Below are 13,872 nucleotides of genomic sequence, written 5' to 3' on the forward strand. Positions count from 1 at the left end.
TTATTTTTTATTCAATTTTTCTAAATCAATATTCAAGTTATTTTCTAATAAAGGATAATCATTTAAGAACAATTCATACAACTCTTTAACCTTATCAGTATCATTTGCTTTACAATTAGCTTCTAACTCAACTATGAGGTTATGCATACCTTTAGCCTTAAGCATAGCAAAACTAGCCTTAAGTTTATGTGCAGAAAAAGCAATTTCCGCCAGGTTATCCGTTTTTAGATGAATTCTAACATTACCCATAAATTCAAGAACGTTGGTCTTAAAAAGCTTAATCAGTTCATTTAGCATTTCTAGTTCTCCAAAGCAATCATTTAAAAGACTGTTAAGGTCAATAACGGTAGTTTCTTTTGGTTCTATCATTTGTTTTTGAAGTATTGATCCAAACTCATTAGCTGGGGTATTCTCTCTTTTGTTTCTTATTATAATTGACATTAAGTCATTTAAGGTATAAGGCTTTAATAAAAAATCATTGATACCTATTGACTCGCAATCCTTACCATCTTGTTCAGTAAAATCAGCACTAAAAGCTACAATTGGCGTATTGCTAATAAGTGGGTTCTGATTTGATCTAATAACCTTAGACACTTCAAATCCGTTTAAATTTGGCATCTTTAAATCCATCAGAATCAGGTCTACTTTTTTTGCCTCTAAAATGTTCAATCCTTTTTTAAGGGTTACATTGGTATACACATTACAGCCCCATTTGGTTAACTGCTCTAATATTAAATGCTGATTCATTAAATTATCTTCGAATACCATAATATCGGTCCCCTCCAATAACTTCTTCGCTTCCTTAATATCAAAATTATTTGTCTTTTCAAGTGGTAAGTTGTTTAAATCTCCCTTAGAAAATGGTAATGTGAAAGAAACCATAGTTCCTTTACCTACTACACTGCTAATTTCTATTTCACCATTTTGTTTTTCAATAATTTCTTTAGTAATAGATAAACCTAATCCAGTACCTCCATATTTAATGTATGTGTCATTATCAGCTTGAGAATAGCGTTCGAAAATGGAATTTATCTTTTCTTTTGAAATACCAATTCCTGTATCAGAAACAGAAAATTCTAAAACATAATTGTTCTCATTAACTTCCTTAACACTAACACCCAACTTTATAAATCCTCGATTTACAAATTTGATGGAGTTACCAACTAGATTTAAGATTATTTGTGAAAGTTTTGATGGATCACCCTTTATTACCTGAGGCACACTCTCATCGATATCAATAATCAGTTCTACTTTACTATCAACTAACAATATCTCACACAGGAACATAACATCATTAATTAAACCATGTAGTTTAAAATCTAGAGACTCAAAACATGTATTACCAGAAGATATTTTTGAATAATCTAAAACTTCATTGATCAGCTTTAATAATGTATTGGAAGCAAATTGAATAGCTTCTACTTTTTTCTGCTGACTCGTAGTAAGTCTTTCTTCCTTAAGAAGGTTTGCAAAGCCAATTATACTGTTTAATGGAGTTCGTATTTCATGACTCACGTGTGTAATGAATTCCTTTTGGGATACTACTTGTTTATTTGCAACCATAGGTGACTCTTTTTTAGGAGAATCCCTGTTTTGGTTTGGTGCAAAAATTCGACTTTCTAAACAAGACCTAAAGGTGTTAAATGAATTCTTTAACTCCTTAGCTTCATCAGCACTTAATTCCTCAAAAGAGAACTCATTCACCGAGCGTTCTAGCTGAGATAATTGATCAATTAAATCTGTAGTTTTTGAAATTGACATAAAATGCTATTCTTTAATTATTTGTCTTGTTTGTTTTAAGAGTTTTTAAAAATGCGCCTTTAAATACGTGACAACAATAAAATGTTTTCAAGGGTTGGTTATTTGTTGTGAATACCCTTAAATTGTAGGTCTAAAACTATCTTATGAAGCAGTTTATCTATTTATTTTATTTTTTATTGGCTGTGTCTTGTGCAGAAAAAAAAGAAAACGTAACGGAAACCACGCTTGACAAAGCAAAAAGAATACATGAAGATATTATTACAATTGACACGCATAACGACATCAATGTCAACAACTTTACAGATAGTATAAATTATACCCAAAACCTAGAAACCCAGGTGAACCTGCCAAAAATGATAGAGGGTGGTTTAGACGTTTCTTGGCTAATTGTTTATACAGGTCAAGATACTCTCACAAAGGTTGGTTATACTAAAGCAAAAGATAATGCCATGCAGAAATTTGAAGCAATTCATAAGCTTTGTGAGGAATTGGCACCAGATCAAATAGGTCTGGCATTGACTTCTACTGATGTCAGGGAAATTATAGCCTCTGGTAAGAAAGTGGCAATGATTGGTGTAGAAAATGCGTACCCAATAGGTACAGACATGAGCCAGTTTAAGACCTACTTCGATTTGGGAGCACGATATATTTCGTTAGCTCACAATGGTCATAGTCAGTTTTCTGATTCAAATACAGGTGAGGCAGATGACAAATGGTTACATAATGGATTAAGTAAATTAGGAAAAGAAGCTGTAAATGAGATGAATAGACTTGGAATTATGATTGATGTTTCGCACCCTTCGAAAGAAGCGATGAAGCAAATGATCTCACTTTCTAAAGCACCGATAATTGCATCACACTCTTCTGCTAGAGCTTTATGTAATCATAGTAGAAACCTAGATGATGAACAATTAATGATGATGAAAGAGAATGGCGGGGTTGTCCAAACAGTTGCATTTAGCTCCTATTTAAATACTGAAAAACACGAAGCTAGAGCGGCATATATGAAATCAATTTATCAGCAAGTAGCAGATTCATTGGGCATAGATTGGTATGAGCGTTCACAATTTTCAAGTTTAACTGATGTCCAAAAGGAGAGCTTTATGGAGAATTATCCTAAAATACTTAAAGTTGGCAAAGAACTAGTAAAAGATAAGTTAGATGCACCCTCAGAAGTTAATGTTTCCGATTTTGTCGACCATATAGATTACATGGTCAAATTAATTGGTATCGATCATGTAGGTATAAGTTCAGATTTTGATGGCGGTGGAGGAATCGAAGGTTGGAATGATGCATCAGAAACTTTTAATGTAACCCTAGAACTCGTTGAACGTGGTTATACCCAAGAAGAAATCGCCAAATTATGGGGTGGTAATCTATTAAGAGTTTTAGATGAAGTACAGTCTGTAGCTAAGAATTTGGGGTAAAGTTAATCTACCTCCCCTAAGGCCGCCAATCGGTCCTTTACAAATTCAATTTTCGTTTTACCATGTGGTGCTGGTTTTCCATTTTCACCAAGGTTTACCATAATGATATTATCAACCGTAACGATGGTTTCATGATTCATTTTATTACGTACCTCACAGTTCAGCGTTAATGATGTTTTTCCAAACTTAACAACCTCAATGCCAATCTCAATTACGTCACCTTGCTTGGCTGCGCTCATGAAATTTATTTCTGACATGTATTTTGTAACAATTTTCCCATTTTCAAGTTGAACTATGGCGTATAATGCAGCTTCTTCATCTATCCAAGCTAACAGCCTTCCACCAAATAATGTTCCATTTGAGTTTAAATCTCCAGGCTTAACTAATTTTCTAGTATGAAATCTCATAGTCTTAGATTTTGAAAATATACATTGCAAAGTTATACCGAATATTAAGAATTATACTACTTAATTTAAGAAGACATATAGATTTGTCAATGCTGTATATTGTATAATCGTTTAATTACATTTTGATAATAAGCCTTCTATAGAATTACTATTATCTTAATTATTTCAGGTATATTTTAAATCTATACAACCTTTGTTCATAACAGGTTAAAAACTAATTATGTACTTTTCTTAAAGGCTTTATCTAATATGTACCTTTAAATAAAATTTTAGAAAATATGGACAGATCACAGAAACTACTATCGATACGCCCTTTAATTTCTTCAGCCAAAATAGTGCCGAACATGACAGAAGAAGAACGTTTTCAAAACCAGACCTTACGTCCTATATTAAAATTACAAAACGATTTATTATTAGCTTCTTTTGAAAATTATATTAAAAAAATGAAGAATACGTTTTATGAGTTCAAGCTCGAAAAACGCATGAATTACATAACTAAATCAATTCAAAAGGATATTAAATTTCGAAATTCTTTAAAAGGAATGATCACTGGTCAATTTACGATTGAAGAATATGGGGTTTACATTCAAAACTCTTCAGCTTTAAATAAGCGAATGATGAACATGGTCATTAAACGACTACAAGATCAAATACAATATTTTGGCAAACTTGAATTAGTTTAGTAGGGACTCTCCATTTAAATTAGTCGTTAAAATATTACTCATCAAATCAAAATAAGGTTTTATTAATTTAAAACTTTCATCTATTTGGGCAGCGAAATCATTTGACAAAACCTCATTATCTGAAAATTTTCTTACAAAAATAAATTGCTTTTTTCTAATAAATTCAATGTTGGGGTCTTCCTTATCGAAACCTTTTGGGGCTGTTTTTAACTCCTCACCTTCTAACTGTCCCCAAACTTTTTTGAAAGTATCATTTTCGACTATTTCTACCAATTCAGTTGTATCTATCTCCCACTCTTTTCGAATACGTAACAAATCCTCTTTTTCTGGATTCCAAAAACCTGTAGCAATAAAACTATTACCAGGTTCTATTTGCAAGTAATAACCACCTCTTCGATGGTTACCAGCTCTAGCAAAGGAAGCCGAAAAATTACTTTTATATGGGGTTTTATTTTTAGAGAAACGAACATCCCTATAAATTCTAAAAACTTTTAAACGTTCAATTTCATCATGAGACTTAAGTTTTTCAAGTATATAATTAAAAAAAAAATTAACTTTTTCAGACTCTATAGTAAATTCCGTTTTATGTTCAGCAAACCACTCTCTATTATTGTTTTTTTTAAGTGAATTTAAAAATTGGAAGGTACTCTTTGTAATATTCGTTTCTAACATACGACCTAGCTCTTGTGATTTTAAGCTAAAGTTAACCAATAGAAGAGAAGTACTTTTAGTTATTTGGTTAATTTTGACTAACTAATGTAGAACCATGGACCATCGATCAATAATCGACAAAATAAACGCTCACAAAAAACAGCCTAACCTTAGATTTCGGTTAAAGAGGAATGTAGAAAAATTCACAGACTTACTTTTTTACACTCTTTTTGATATAGAAACCCCTGTTGCAGACAATTTAGGTAAACTTCAAGCTCAATTTGATGAGCTTGTAGATTTAGCTTGCTGGCAGAGTGAAAAGCCCTGTAAAAAAGTTTGGGAGAATTATGTAGAAAAGCTACCGCAAGTTTTAGAAAGCCTAAACCTAGATGCTGAAGCAACTGTAAATTGTGATCCAGCTTCGTTGTCTATAGAAGAAGTTTATATGGCTTATCCAGGTTTTTATGCGATTTCTGTTTATCGTTTAGCCCATGAACTATATAAATTCGGATTCCCACTTGTACCAAGGTTAATGACCGAGTATGCTCATAGGCAAACTGGGGTAGACATTAATCCCGGAGCAAAAATTGGTAATTCATTTCATATCGATCATGGTACTGGTGTCGTTATTGGTGAAACTGCCGTGATAAAGAATGATGTAAAAATATATCAAGGTGTAACCCTAGGAGGTCTTTTTGTTGCTAAGAACCTTCAAAAAACAAAACGTCATCCTACCATAGAAAATAACGTAACCATTTATGCAAATGCGACTATTTTAGGAGGTAATACGATTATTGGGGCTAATAGTGTAATCGGTGGAAATGCTTGGATTACAGCATCTGTTCCTCCTAATTCAACAGTTTTTCATACTCCTGAAATTAAAATTAAAACTTTACCCAATGTCTAATTCTATACTTTCCCTTATTGGTAATACACCTTTGGTAAAATCAAGAGTTCTTAACACGAACCCTAATGTTTCGTTATACTTTAAATTAGAGGGCCACAACCCTGGCGGTAGTGTAAAAGACCGTGCAGCATACAATATGATCAAAACTGGAATTGAACGTGGCGATTTCAGTACCAATGATAAACTTATTGAAGCTACTAGTGGTAACACTGGCATTGCCTTAGCAATGATAGCAGGTATCTACGGATTAGATATTGAACTAGTTATGCCCGAAAACGCTACAATTGAACGCGTACAAACGATGCGCGCCTATGGAGCTAAAGTTACTTTAACTTCTAAAGAAGTTGGTATAGAAGGTGCACGCGATTATGCGGAAAGTAAAGTTGCCAACGAAGGTTACATTATGATGAACCAATTTGGAAATCCTAATAATTGGAAAGCACATTACAAAACTACTGGCCCTGAAATATGGAAAGATACAGAAGGTAAAATAACTCACTTCGTTTCTTCTATGGGCACCACTGGCACTATAATGGGTACTTCAACTTTTTTGAAAGAACAGAATAATGATATACAGATAGTAGGTGTTCAACCTTGTGATAATGCAAGTATACCTGGTATACGCAAATGGCCAAAAGAATATTTACCTAAAATTTTTGATGCTAAAAAGGTAGATAGGATAATGGAAGTTAATGAGGAAGAAGCTAAATCTATGGCAAAAAGACTTGCCAAAGAAGAAGGGATTTTTTCTGGGATGAGTAGTGGCGGAGCCGCTACTGTCGCTTTACGCTTAGCTGAAGAATTGGATAATGGTGTTATTGTTTCAATTGTCTGTGATCGTGGCGATCGGTACCTTTCATCGAACCTATTCGATTAATTAAAATCACTTAAATTATTATAGAATATAAAGAAACGAACACCTACAACCACTTTTTCTTTTTAAAGTAAAACATCATTCCTATAAAAAGAGCAATCATAACTGCCCAAACATAGTAGTAGCCATTTTTAGTATGCAATTCTGGCATATGATCAAAGTTCATTCCATAAATACCTGCAATAAATGTTAGTGGTATAAAAATAGAGGCCATTATGGTCAACACTTTCATTACCTCATTCATTTTATTACTCATATTACTCATATACATCTCCATTAAACTCATAGACATTTCACGGTATATCTGTAAACTCTCATTAATTTCAACGGTATGATCGTGAACATCCCTTAAAAAAAGCTTTGTGTCTTTTGTAATCAAAGGGTTTTCAGAATCTATTAATCTACTGATCAATTCTTTTGCAGGGTAAATCCATCGTCTTATCTTAAGTACTTCTTTTTTTAATTGTTGAATATTCTTTGCAACGATAGGTTCTGGATTATTATATACCTCTTCTTCTAAGATTTCAATTCTATTGTTTAAATTTTCGATGGCTAAAAAGTAATTATCGACTATCGCATCTAATAAAGCGAAGAATAGATAATCAGCTCCTCTTGTTCTAATACGGCCAAGTTTACCGGTTATCCGGTCTCTTAATCCATTAAAAACATCTGCTTTTACTTCTTGAAAGACTAAAACTGTGTTCTCAAGCAGCACAATGGCAATATGCTCACCAATAATCTCATCTTCCTCAGATATGTAAAGCATTCTAAAAACAGCGAAGATATAATCATCATATTCATCAATTTTCGGTCGTTGTTCTGTGTTTACAATATCCTCTAATACTAAAGGATTTAAATTAAAATGTTTACCAAGTCGTTCTATAAAAGGTTCATCAGAAATACCAACAACATTTACCCATGAAATTTTATCTCGTCTATCTTCTGTTATAAATTCCTCGAGATCTTTAAAATCCTTGGTTTCAAAATTATCAGTATTGTACGTAGTACTATAAATTATGCTATCGCTAGGTTCCTTATCGCCCATATAACTAATGGTACCAGGCGCTTTTCCCATTTTATTCTGTTGGCGAGATTTTTTCTTCTTTCTCTTAGGGAAGTTTAGCTTTTTATTTGAAGCCATAGATGATTTTTTTTTAAATATAATAAAACTGCTATCTAACCATTAAATTTTAGTTGGTTTAATAGTAGTCCTGATCCTGGTGCAATCGTTTTTAACTTTAAATCAGAGCTTGGTTCTAACGATAATTTAATTTGATTTAAGGTAAGTTCATTTTTACCCAATTGAACCAAAACTCCCATTATCATTCGTATTTGATAACGCATAAAACCTTTTCCCTTAATTTTCAATATATAACTACTTTCAGGGAAAAAATTAGCTGTTAAAATATCATTTTTTTCAATGCAACAAGATTCAATTGTACGAACTGTTTTAGTATTCGGCTTAAGACCTGCGGTATATATTGAAAAATCATGCCTACCAACAAACAATTCGGACCCTTGCTTCATGATTTCTAAATTAAGGTCTTCTAAATAATTGGTTATGAAAGGTGCACTAAACGGATGATTTTTACATCCGAAGGAAAAGAAATAAAAATACTCTTTTATTTTACTATCCTTAATTATGTTGAAGTCTTGACTTACAGGCTCTATAGAAAGTAAACGAATATCGGAAGGAAGATTTTTATTAAAATCTAGTATGAAGCTATCTAAATCTTTTAACTCCTCTCCCAAAAAAAGCTCGAAAGCACCATCTAAAGAAGATACTTTAGCATCTGTTCTACCAGCACCTAATATCTTATAAGTTCTATCCGGAAATAAAAATTCAAACGTTTTGTTCAACATACTAACTATTGTGCGTTGTTTTGGTTGCAACTGCCAACCACTGAATCTAAATCCCAAATACTGCAAACGCACCAAATAGCAAAAACGGTTAATCTTCATGGTGGTAAAAATAAATACAATACATGTAACCCTGTATATTTTATTAAAAATACTCTTGCGTTTACTCTTCTTTCTAAATTCGAGATATAAAATATAAGCCCGCCAATAACTATATAAATTTATTAGTCCCGCATTCATATTAGTTTCATGTCCCTTTATTTTAAACATATTACGGATTATTAATATTATTTATCACTAGAGATAGTAATACTAAAGTTTGAATTATTTAGATTTAAGGTATTGAACAACAAAGTATACTGTTTATCGAATTGTTTAAAATAAAGGGAAAACATAGCCGTTCTTGAAAGAAAACTAATGGTTCCCCAAGGCCATGAAATCTATTTAAAATGAATTTTATTAAAGGAATACTAACATGGAAACGTACATTAATTTTGTCCGTTGGTATATTGTTGCTATTAAACATTTTCAGTTTTTACGGGCTTTACACAAATAAGTTTTATTTCTTTAAAATTGATAATTACATATTTCCTATACTATCAATTGTACATATTGTTTTTCTATACGTGTTATGGTTTAAGATAAAGGAAGATGAATTGAGCGATCCACCAATGCGAACACTTGAATATGTTCTATACATTATCTCATTGGTTTATGTTTACAAACTTGTTGAAACTATTATCATTTTATTAAGTTATAATGACTTTGATAATCACTTAATACCCGGCACTTTTTTACCCTTAGGATATTTTATGCTGTTACTATACATTTTGCTTCTATTGGTTACTTATTTAGCTATAGACTATAGAAAAAAAATAGTAGGCACCTATCTTTTCGATGATATGAATCAACATGTTGATCATTGGAAGTAAGTAACAAAACAGATAATAAAAAAACCTCGGTAATACTTACCGAGGATTTTTTGTTTTATACTTTCTGTTAGAATAAGTGATAACTACTGATTAGCTCTAAAGTAAACAGGCTGTAAAATAGTTAAAACCTTGAGTTAAAATGAAACTACCATTGTTGTTTTAAGTAACCCCTATAATAGAAGTTCGTTTATTTTTTAACTTTCTACCCATCAAATATAAAACTTTAGGTACTATGAAAAAAAAGCCCTTTCAATTTTGAAAGGGCTTTTTTCTCTTTAAATATCCTTTAAGAAACTACTGTAGAGATCTTTGAATTCAAAACCATCAGTAAATCTTTGTTTATTTAATTTTTTATGGGACACCAAACCCCACAACAACAACTCTTTCAGAAAATAAACATCCTTTTCATTATAATCTGTTTGATACTCTTTTATAAGCTGATTTAATGCAGGTATACTATCTAATGCCCGCTTATATTCCTCATCTGTGAAATCATCCATTAATTCAAAACCTTCACCTTGAAAAAACCAATGTAGTAATTCATCATAAACAGTTGCCTCATCTTTACGTTCCAACTTATTTATTTTAGGGAAGTATTTAGGAAAAAGTGATTTTACCGCATCATCTATTAAAATACCTGCAACACCGTCCGCACCTTCCTGCTCTCCTTCGTATACTAATTCAATCTTACCTGTAATAGAAGGTATCACTCCTAGAAAATCACTTAAACGAACCATCGTATGGTCACCACCGTTCAATAAAGACCTACGTTCTGCAGTACTTAACAGATTTTCAAACGCTGTTATACTAGTTCTTGCGCTCACTCCACTTTTAGCGTCTACATATTCGCTTTCACGAGCTTCAAAACTAATCTGCTCCAATAAGTCTTTTGCCAAATCGGGCACATAAATACTTTCTACCTGCCTAGCATCTAATTTAGATTCTTGTTCGGTAATTTTACGTGCAGTTTCAATATCGTCTGGGTAGTGCGTTAAAATTTGTGAACCGATTCTATCCTTCAATGGAGTAACGATACTACCCCTATTGGTATAATCTTCAGGGTTAGCAGTGAAAATAAACTGTAGGTCTAAAGGTAATCTCAATTTAAAACCACGAATTTGTATATCACCTTCTTGTAAGATATTAAATAGCGATACTTGAATACGTGCTTGTAAATCGGGTAATTCGTTAATTACGAATATACAACGGTTGGCACGCGGTATCATACCGAAATGAATGACACGGTCATCAGCGTAAGAAAGTTTTAAATTTGCTGCCTTTATGGGATCAACATCACCAATCAAATCAGCTACTGTAACATCTGGTGTAGCTAATTTTTCAAAGAATCTATCATCTCTATGTAACCATGAAATAGGAGTATCATCCCCTTTTTCATCAATAAGTTCAAGAGCATAACGTGACATTGGTTTAAGTGGGTCATCATTAATTTCAGAACCTTCTACAACTGGGATCCACTCATCTAATAGGTTAACCATTAATCTGGCCAAACGAGTTTTCGCTTGTCCTCGCAGTCCTAAAAGATTTATATTATGTCTCGATAAAATAGCACGTTCCAACTCTGGAATAACCGAATCTTCATAACCCCAAACTCCTTTAAATGAATCTTTTCCAGCTATAATATTCTCACGAAGATTATCCCTAAGCTCATCTTTTATCTTTTTGGTTTGATATCCGGCCTTTACTAATTGACCTAATGTCTTTATTTCTGTATGTTTCATTTTTTAAAATCGTTGTTCGTTGTCAGTGGCATGTTGATGATATATTGCTTCATCTTGAAGCCATTTTTTTTAATTTTAATATCTAAGAAAAGAAATCATAATTAGTAAACAAGAATGGCGAAAGATTTTTATTCACTATTCTTGTTTACTAATTAATCAATTCTATTTTAGTCTCTTCTTTCTGTTTGCTTCATAATCTTCAAATATCATTTCACCCAAACCTTTAAGTCCTGTAAAAAATGCTTTGCCTTTATTAGCTTCCGTAAAATGACGGATAAATTGCATTAAATAAGGGTCTTGCGCAATCATAAATGTCGTAATAGGAATATGTATTTTGCGTGCTTGCCGCGCCATATTGTAACATTTCTCTACAATAAAATCATCTAAACCAACACTATTCTTGTAATAAGTACCATCGGGCATACGCAAACAACTAGGTTTACCATCGGTTATCATAAAAATCTGTTTGTTGGTATTACGTTTTCTGCGTAACATATCCATTGCTAATTGAAGTCCTGCAACCGTATTCGTATGGTAAGGCCCAACTTTTAAATAAGGTAAATCTTTAATAGGAATCGGCCAGGCATCGTTACCGAACACAAGTATATCTAAGGTATCTTTCGGGTACCTCGTAGTGATGAGTTCTGCCAATGCCATCGCCACTTTTTTTGCGGGAGTTATACGGTCTTCTCCATATAAAATCATACTATGGCTAATATCAATCATTAGGACGGTACTCATTTGGGCTTTGTGTTGCGTGTCCTCAACTACCAAATCTTCCTCACTTAGTTGAAAATTACCTATACCATGATTAATTTGAGCATTTTTAAGACTTTCGGTCATTGAAATATGCTCCAAACCATCGCCATAGCGATATTCTCTAAAATCACCGGTGTGTTCATCTCCTTGTCCAGATTTACCGGTTTTATGATTTCCAGAGCCACTTCGCTTTATTTTTCCGAATATTTGGTCTAATGCACGTTTACGAATAATACGTTCCATTTTAGCGGTAATCGAAATATCTCCACCGTCTGATCCTTCTTCTCCTTCTTCACCATCTCCACCACCATCTTTAAATTCTTCTCGTATATAGCCCTTGGACTTTAAATCTTCTATAAAATCATCAATTGTATATTCTTCTGTAGTCAATTCATATTCTTTATCCAACTCACGCAGCCAGTCGATTGCTTCGTCAAAATCGCCAGAAGTATGTGTTATAAGCTCTTGAAAAATATCAAAAAGTTTATCAAATATTGATTGCTCGGGTGCCTCGTAAGTTTCGAAACGAAAACCATTTCTTACATTCATTGCCATAGTATAAAATTAACACATTTACATTGCATACCCTTGTAATTTAAGAAACGTTAACGTTGTTGTTCAACTTGTAGGTTGGTTTTAAGTTTTTAGAATTTAGTAATGAATACAAGTATTCGACTAACTATAAAAGGATAAACTATTTAGTCTGTAGTGAAGGCTTTTCATTACGATTGAGTATGCAAAATTTTTATGCAATAATTTCAAGAAATAAAGTGATTTCGGATAAACAAAGCTAATTCGTAACTTATCATATGTAAAGATTAGGAAACAAAGTTGGTATATTATTTATAACTAATTAAATTGTACGCTGAGCTTAGCCGATGATTCTTTAATAAAAAAACAAAATCCCATCAACAATCAACTAACAAACATCAACCAATTCAAAGATTTTTTAAACACGCCGGTTATATGGGACCATACACAGTTTGGAATCGAGCAGTTTGAATTTCCAAAGGTGGATTTGTCGGACTTCTCCCCTGCTCCCATCCCAGAAAATTTACGATTGGGTCATCAAATAGAAGTTGTCTGCAAACAGTTGCTAGACCATTCATTACAATATGAAGTGCTAGTTTATAATTTACCCATACGGGAAGGAAAACAAACTTTAGGGGAAATTGATTTTATACTGAAGGATGTCGCAACAAAACAAATCATACATGTAGAACTAACCTATAAATTCTATATTATAAACCCTGATATCAAGGAACCCTTACATCAACTGATAGGACCAAACAAACGTGATACTTTCTTTATGAAAATGGAGAAAATAAAGAACAAGCAATTTGCCTTATTGCATTCTGAAGCTGGTACAACAGCATTGTCCGATAAAGGTATTGCTATTGCTAACCTGGTACATCAAACTTGTTTTAAAGTACAACTTTTTAAACCCTATAAAGTAGACGCGTTATATCTAAACCCATTAAACCAAAATTGTGTTGTTGGGTATTGGCTACGATTATCAGACTTTAACACCAATGCGTTTACACTGTTCCAATTTTATATTCCCAATAAAAGCCAATGGGTTTTATACCCTGATACCACCAATAGTTGGACTTCTCATGCAGACACATTATTAACAATCGAAAAACAGTTGTTTAAACAAAATTCACCCATGGTTTGGATGAGAAAAAGTGAAACAGAATTTGAGAAGTTTTTTGTGGTGTGGTGGTGAAATGAAATTTTGAGAACACCTCTAAATAGTAGTTATTTATAACAGTTGGGAAGCAGGTTTTTTAGTACTTCAGCAATAGGTTGACTTTTGGGTAAACTAATAAATTGAGTTTACTAATTATTACGTTTATCCATTTGCTGTAT

The 13,872-nt window shown here is 32.7% G+C and carries 13 protein-coding genes; 6 read left to right on the forward strand and 7 right to left on the reverse strand.

The features are described from left to right. Complete coding sequence (locus BMY56_RS14250) at positions 1 to 1,761, reverse strand: ATP-binding protein (RefSeq protein ID WP_091625639.1); 1,761 nt, start codon at positions 1,759 to 1,761, stop codon at positions 1 to 3. Positions 1,762 to 1,904: 143 nt separating this feature from the next. Here BMY56_RS14250 and BMY56_RS14255 point away from each other — a divergent pair, with 143 nt between their 5' ends. After that, positions 1,905 to 3,188 (forward strand): dipeptidase, encoded by a 1,284-nt coding sequence (locus BMY56_RS14255; RefSeq protein WP_091625642.1) that lies wholly within the window; start codon positions 1,905 to 1,907, stop codon positions 3,186 to 3,188. A gap of 2 nt (positions 3,189 to 3,190) precedes the next feature. Here the strand turns inward: BMY56_RS14255 and BMY56_RS14260 are convergent, their stop codons facing one another. Next, complete coding sequence (locus BMY56_RS14260) at positions 3,191 to 3,595, reverse strand: acyl-CoA thioesterase (protein ID WP_091625645.1); 405 nt, start codon at positions 3,593 to 3,595, stop codon at positions 3,191 to 3,193. A 278-nt stretch (positions 3,596 to 3,873) separates the two neighbouring features. Here BMY56_RS14260 and BMY56_RS14265 point away from each other — a divergent pair, with 278 nt between their 5' ends. Then, positions 3,874 to 4,278, forward strand: coding sequence for a glyoxalase (locus BMY56_RS14265; protein ID WP_091625647.1), 405 nt, complete (start codon positions 3,874 to 3,876; stop codon positions 4,276 to 4,278). Here the strand turns inward: BMY56_RS14265 and BMY56_RS14270 are convergent. Further along, complete coding sequence (locus BMY56_RS14270; RefSeq protein ID WP_091625650.1) at positions 4,270 to 4,950, reverse strand: DUF2461 domain-containing protein; 681 nt, start codon at positions 4,948 to 4,950, stop codon at positions 4,270 to 4,272. The two genes, BMY56_RS14265 and BMY56_RS14270, sit on opposite strands and share 9 nt — an antisense overlap. Before the next feature lie 94 nt (positions 4,951 to 5,044). On the opposite strand from BMY56_RS14270, the gene epsC reads away from it, so the two are divergent. Beyond that, positions 5,045 to 5,836, forward strand: a complete 792-nt coding sequence (epsC, locus tag BMY56_RS14275) for a serine O-acetyltransferase EpsC (protein WP_091625652.1) — start codon at positions 5,045 to 5,047, stop codon at positions 5,834 to 5,836. After that, positions 5,829 to 6,713, forward strand: coding sequence for a cysteine synthase CysM (gene cysM, locus BMY56_RS14280; RefSeq protein WP_091625655.1), 885 nt, complete (start codon positions 5,829 to 5,831; stop codon positions 6,711 to 6,713). Before epsC ends, cysM begins: the two co-directional genes overlap by 8 nt. Positions 6,714 to 6,756: 43 nt before the next feature. On the opposite strand, the gene corA is transcribed toward cysM, so the two are convergent. Then, positions 6,757 to 7,851, reverse strand: a complete 1,095-nt coding sequence (gene corA, locus BMY56_RS14285) for a magnesium/cobalt transporter CorA (protein ID WP_091625657.1) — start codon at positions 7,849 to 7,851, stop codon at positions 6,757 to 6,759. A gap of 35 nt (positions 7,852 to 7,886) precedes the next feature. Beyond that, positions 7,887 to 8,672 carry a tRNA pseudouridine synthase A gene (locus BMY56_RS14290; RefSeq protein ID WP_091625964.1) on the reverse strand — a complete coding sequence of 262 codons (786 nt, stop codon included), beginning with the start codon at positions 8,670 to 8,672 and terminating at the stop codon, positions 7,887 to 7,889. A gap of 347 nt (positions 8,673 to 9,019) precedes the next feature. On the opposite strand from BMY56_RS14290, the gene BMY56_RS14295 reads away from it, so the two are divergent. Further along, a complete protein-coding gene (locus BMY56_RS14295) occupies positions 9,020 to 9,502 on the forward strand; it encodes a hypothetical protein (protein WP_091625660.1) in 483 nt (160 codons plus the stop codon). A gap of 275 nt (positions 9,503 to 9,777) precedes the next feature. Here BMY56_RS14295 and BMY56_RS14300 read toward each other — a convergent pair whose 3' ends face one another. Both BMY56_RS14300 and BMY56_RS14305 read right to left on the reverse strand, forming a co-directional pair. Beyond that, positions 9,778 to 11,241 (reverse strand): AAA family ATPase, encoded by a 1,464-nt coding sequence (locus tag BMY56_RS14300; protein ID WP_091625663.1) that lies wholly within the window; start codon positions 11,239 to 11,241, stop codon positions 9,778 to 9,780. A 162-nt stretch (positions 11,242 to 11,403) separates the two neighbouring features. After that, complete coding sequence (locus BMY56_RS14305; protein ID WP_091625665.1) at positions 11,404 to 12,555, reverse strand: vWA domain-containing protein; 1,152 nt, start codon at positions 12,553 to 12,555, stop codon at positions 11,404 to 11,406. A gap of 457 nt (positions 12,556 to 13,012) precedes the next feature. Between BMY56_RS14305 and BMY56_RS14310 the strand changes: the two genes are divergently transcribed. Next, the gene (locus BMY56_RS14310; protein WP_177170980.1) at positions 13,013 to 13,729 is read left to right on the forward strand and encodes a DUF1853 family protein; all 717 of its coding nucleotides are present in this window, start codon (positions 13,013 to 13,015) and stop codon (positions 13,727 to 13,729) included. Positions 13,730 to 13,872: the final 143 nt, after the last annotated feature.

It is taken from the genome of Maribacter orientalis, from assembly GCF_900109345.1.
GTDB lineage: Bacteria > Bacteroidota > Bacteroidia > Flavobacteriales > Flavobacteriaceae > Maribacter > Maribacter orientalis.

Coding starts and splice junctions, on each gene's coding strand:
- BMY56_RS14270 (WP_091625650.1), bottom strand. CDS start 4,950: ATGTTAGAAACGAATATTACAAAGAGTACCTTCCAATTTTTAAATTCA.
- BMY56_RS14260 (WP_091625645.1), bottom strand. CDS start 3,595: ATGAGATTTCATACTAGAAAATTAGTTAAGCCTGGAGATTTAAACTCA.
- epsC (WP_091625652.1), top strand. CDS start 5,045: ATGGACCATCGATCAATAATCGACAAAATAAACGCTCACAAAAAACAG.
- BMY56_RS14255 (WP_091625642.1), top strand. CDS start 1,905: ATGAAGCAGTTTATCTATTTATTTTATTTTTTATTGGCTGTGTCTTGT.
- BMY56_RS14305 (WP_091625665.1), bottom strand. CDS start 12,555: ATGGCAATGAATGTAAGAAATGGTTTTCGTTTCGAAACTTACGAGGCA.
- BMY56_RS14300 (WP_091625663.1), bottom strand. CDS start 11,241: ATGAAACATACAGAAATAAAGACATTAGGTCAATTAGTAAAGGCCGGA.
- BMY56_RS14265 (WP_091625647.1), top strand. CDS start 3,874: ATGGACAGATCACAGAAACTACTATCGATACGCCCTTTAATTTCTTCA.
- BMY56_RS14295 (WP_091625660.1), top strand. CDS start 9,020: ATGAATTTTATTAAAGGAATACTAACATGGAAACGTACATTAATTTTG.
- cysM (WP_091625655.1), top strand. CDS start 5,829: ATGTCTAATTCTATACTTTCCCTTATTGGTAATACACCTTTGGTAAAA.
- corA (WP_091625657.1), bottom strand. CDS start 7,851: ATGGCTTCAAATAAAAAGCTAAACTTCCCTAAGAGAAAGAAGAAAAAA.
- BMY56_RS14250 (WP_091625639.1), bottom strand. CDS start 1,761: ATGTCAATTTCAAAAACTACAGATTTAATTGATCAATTATCTCAGCTA.
- BMY56_RS14290 (WP_091625964.1), bottom strand. CDS start 8,672: ATGAAGATTAACCGTTTTTGCTATTTGGTGCGTTTGCAGTATTTGGGA.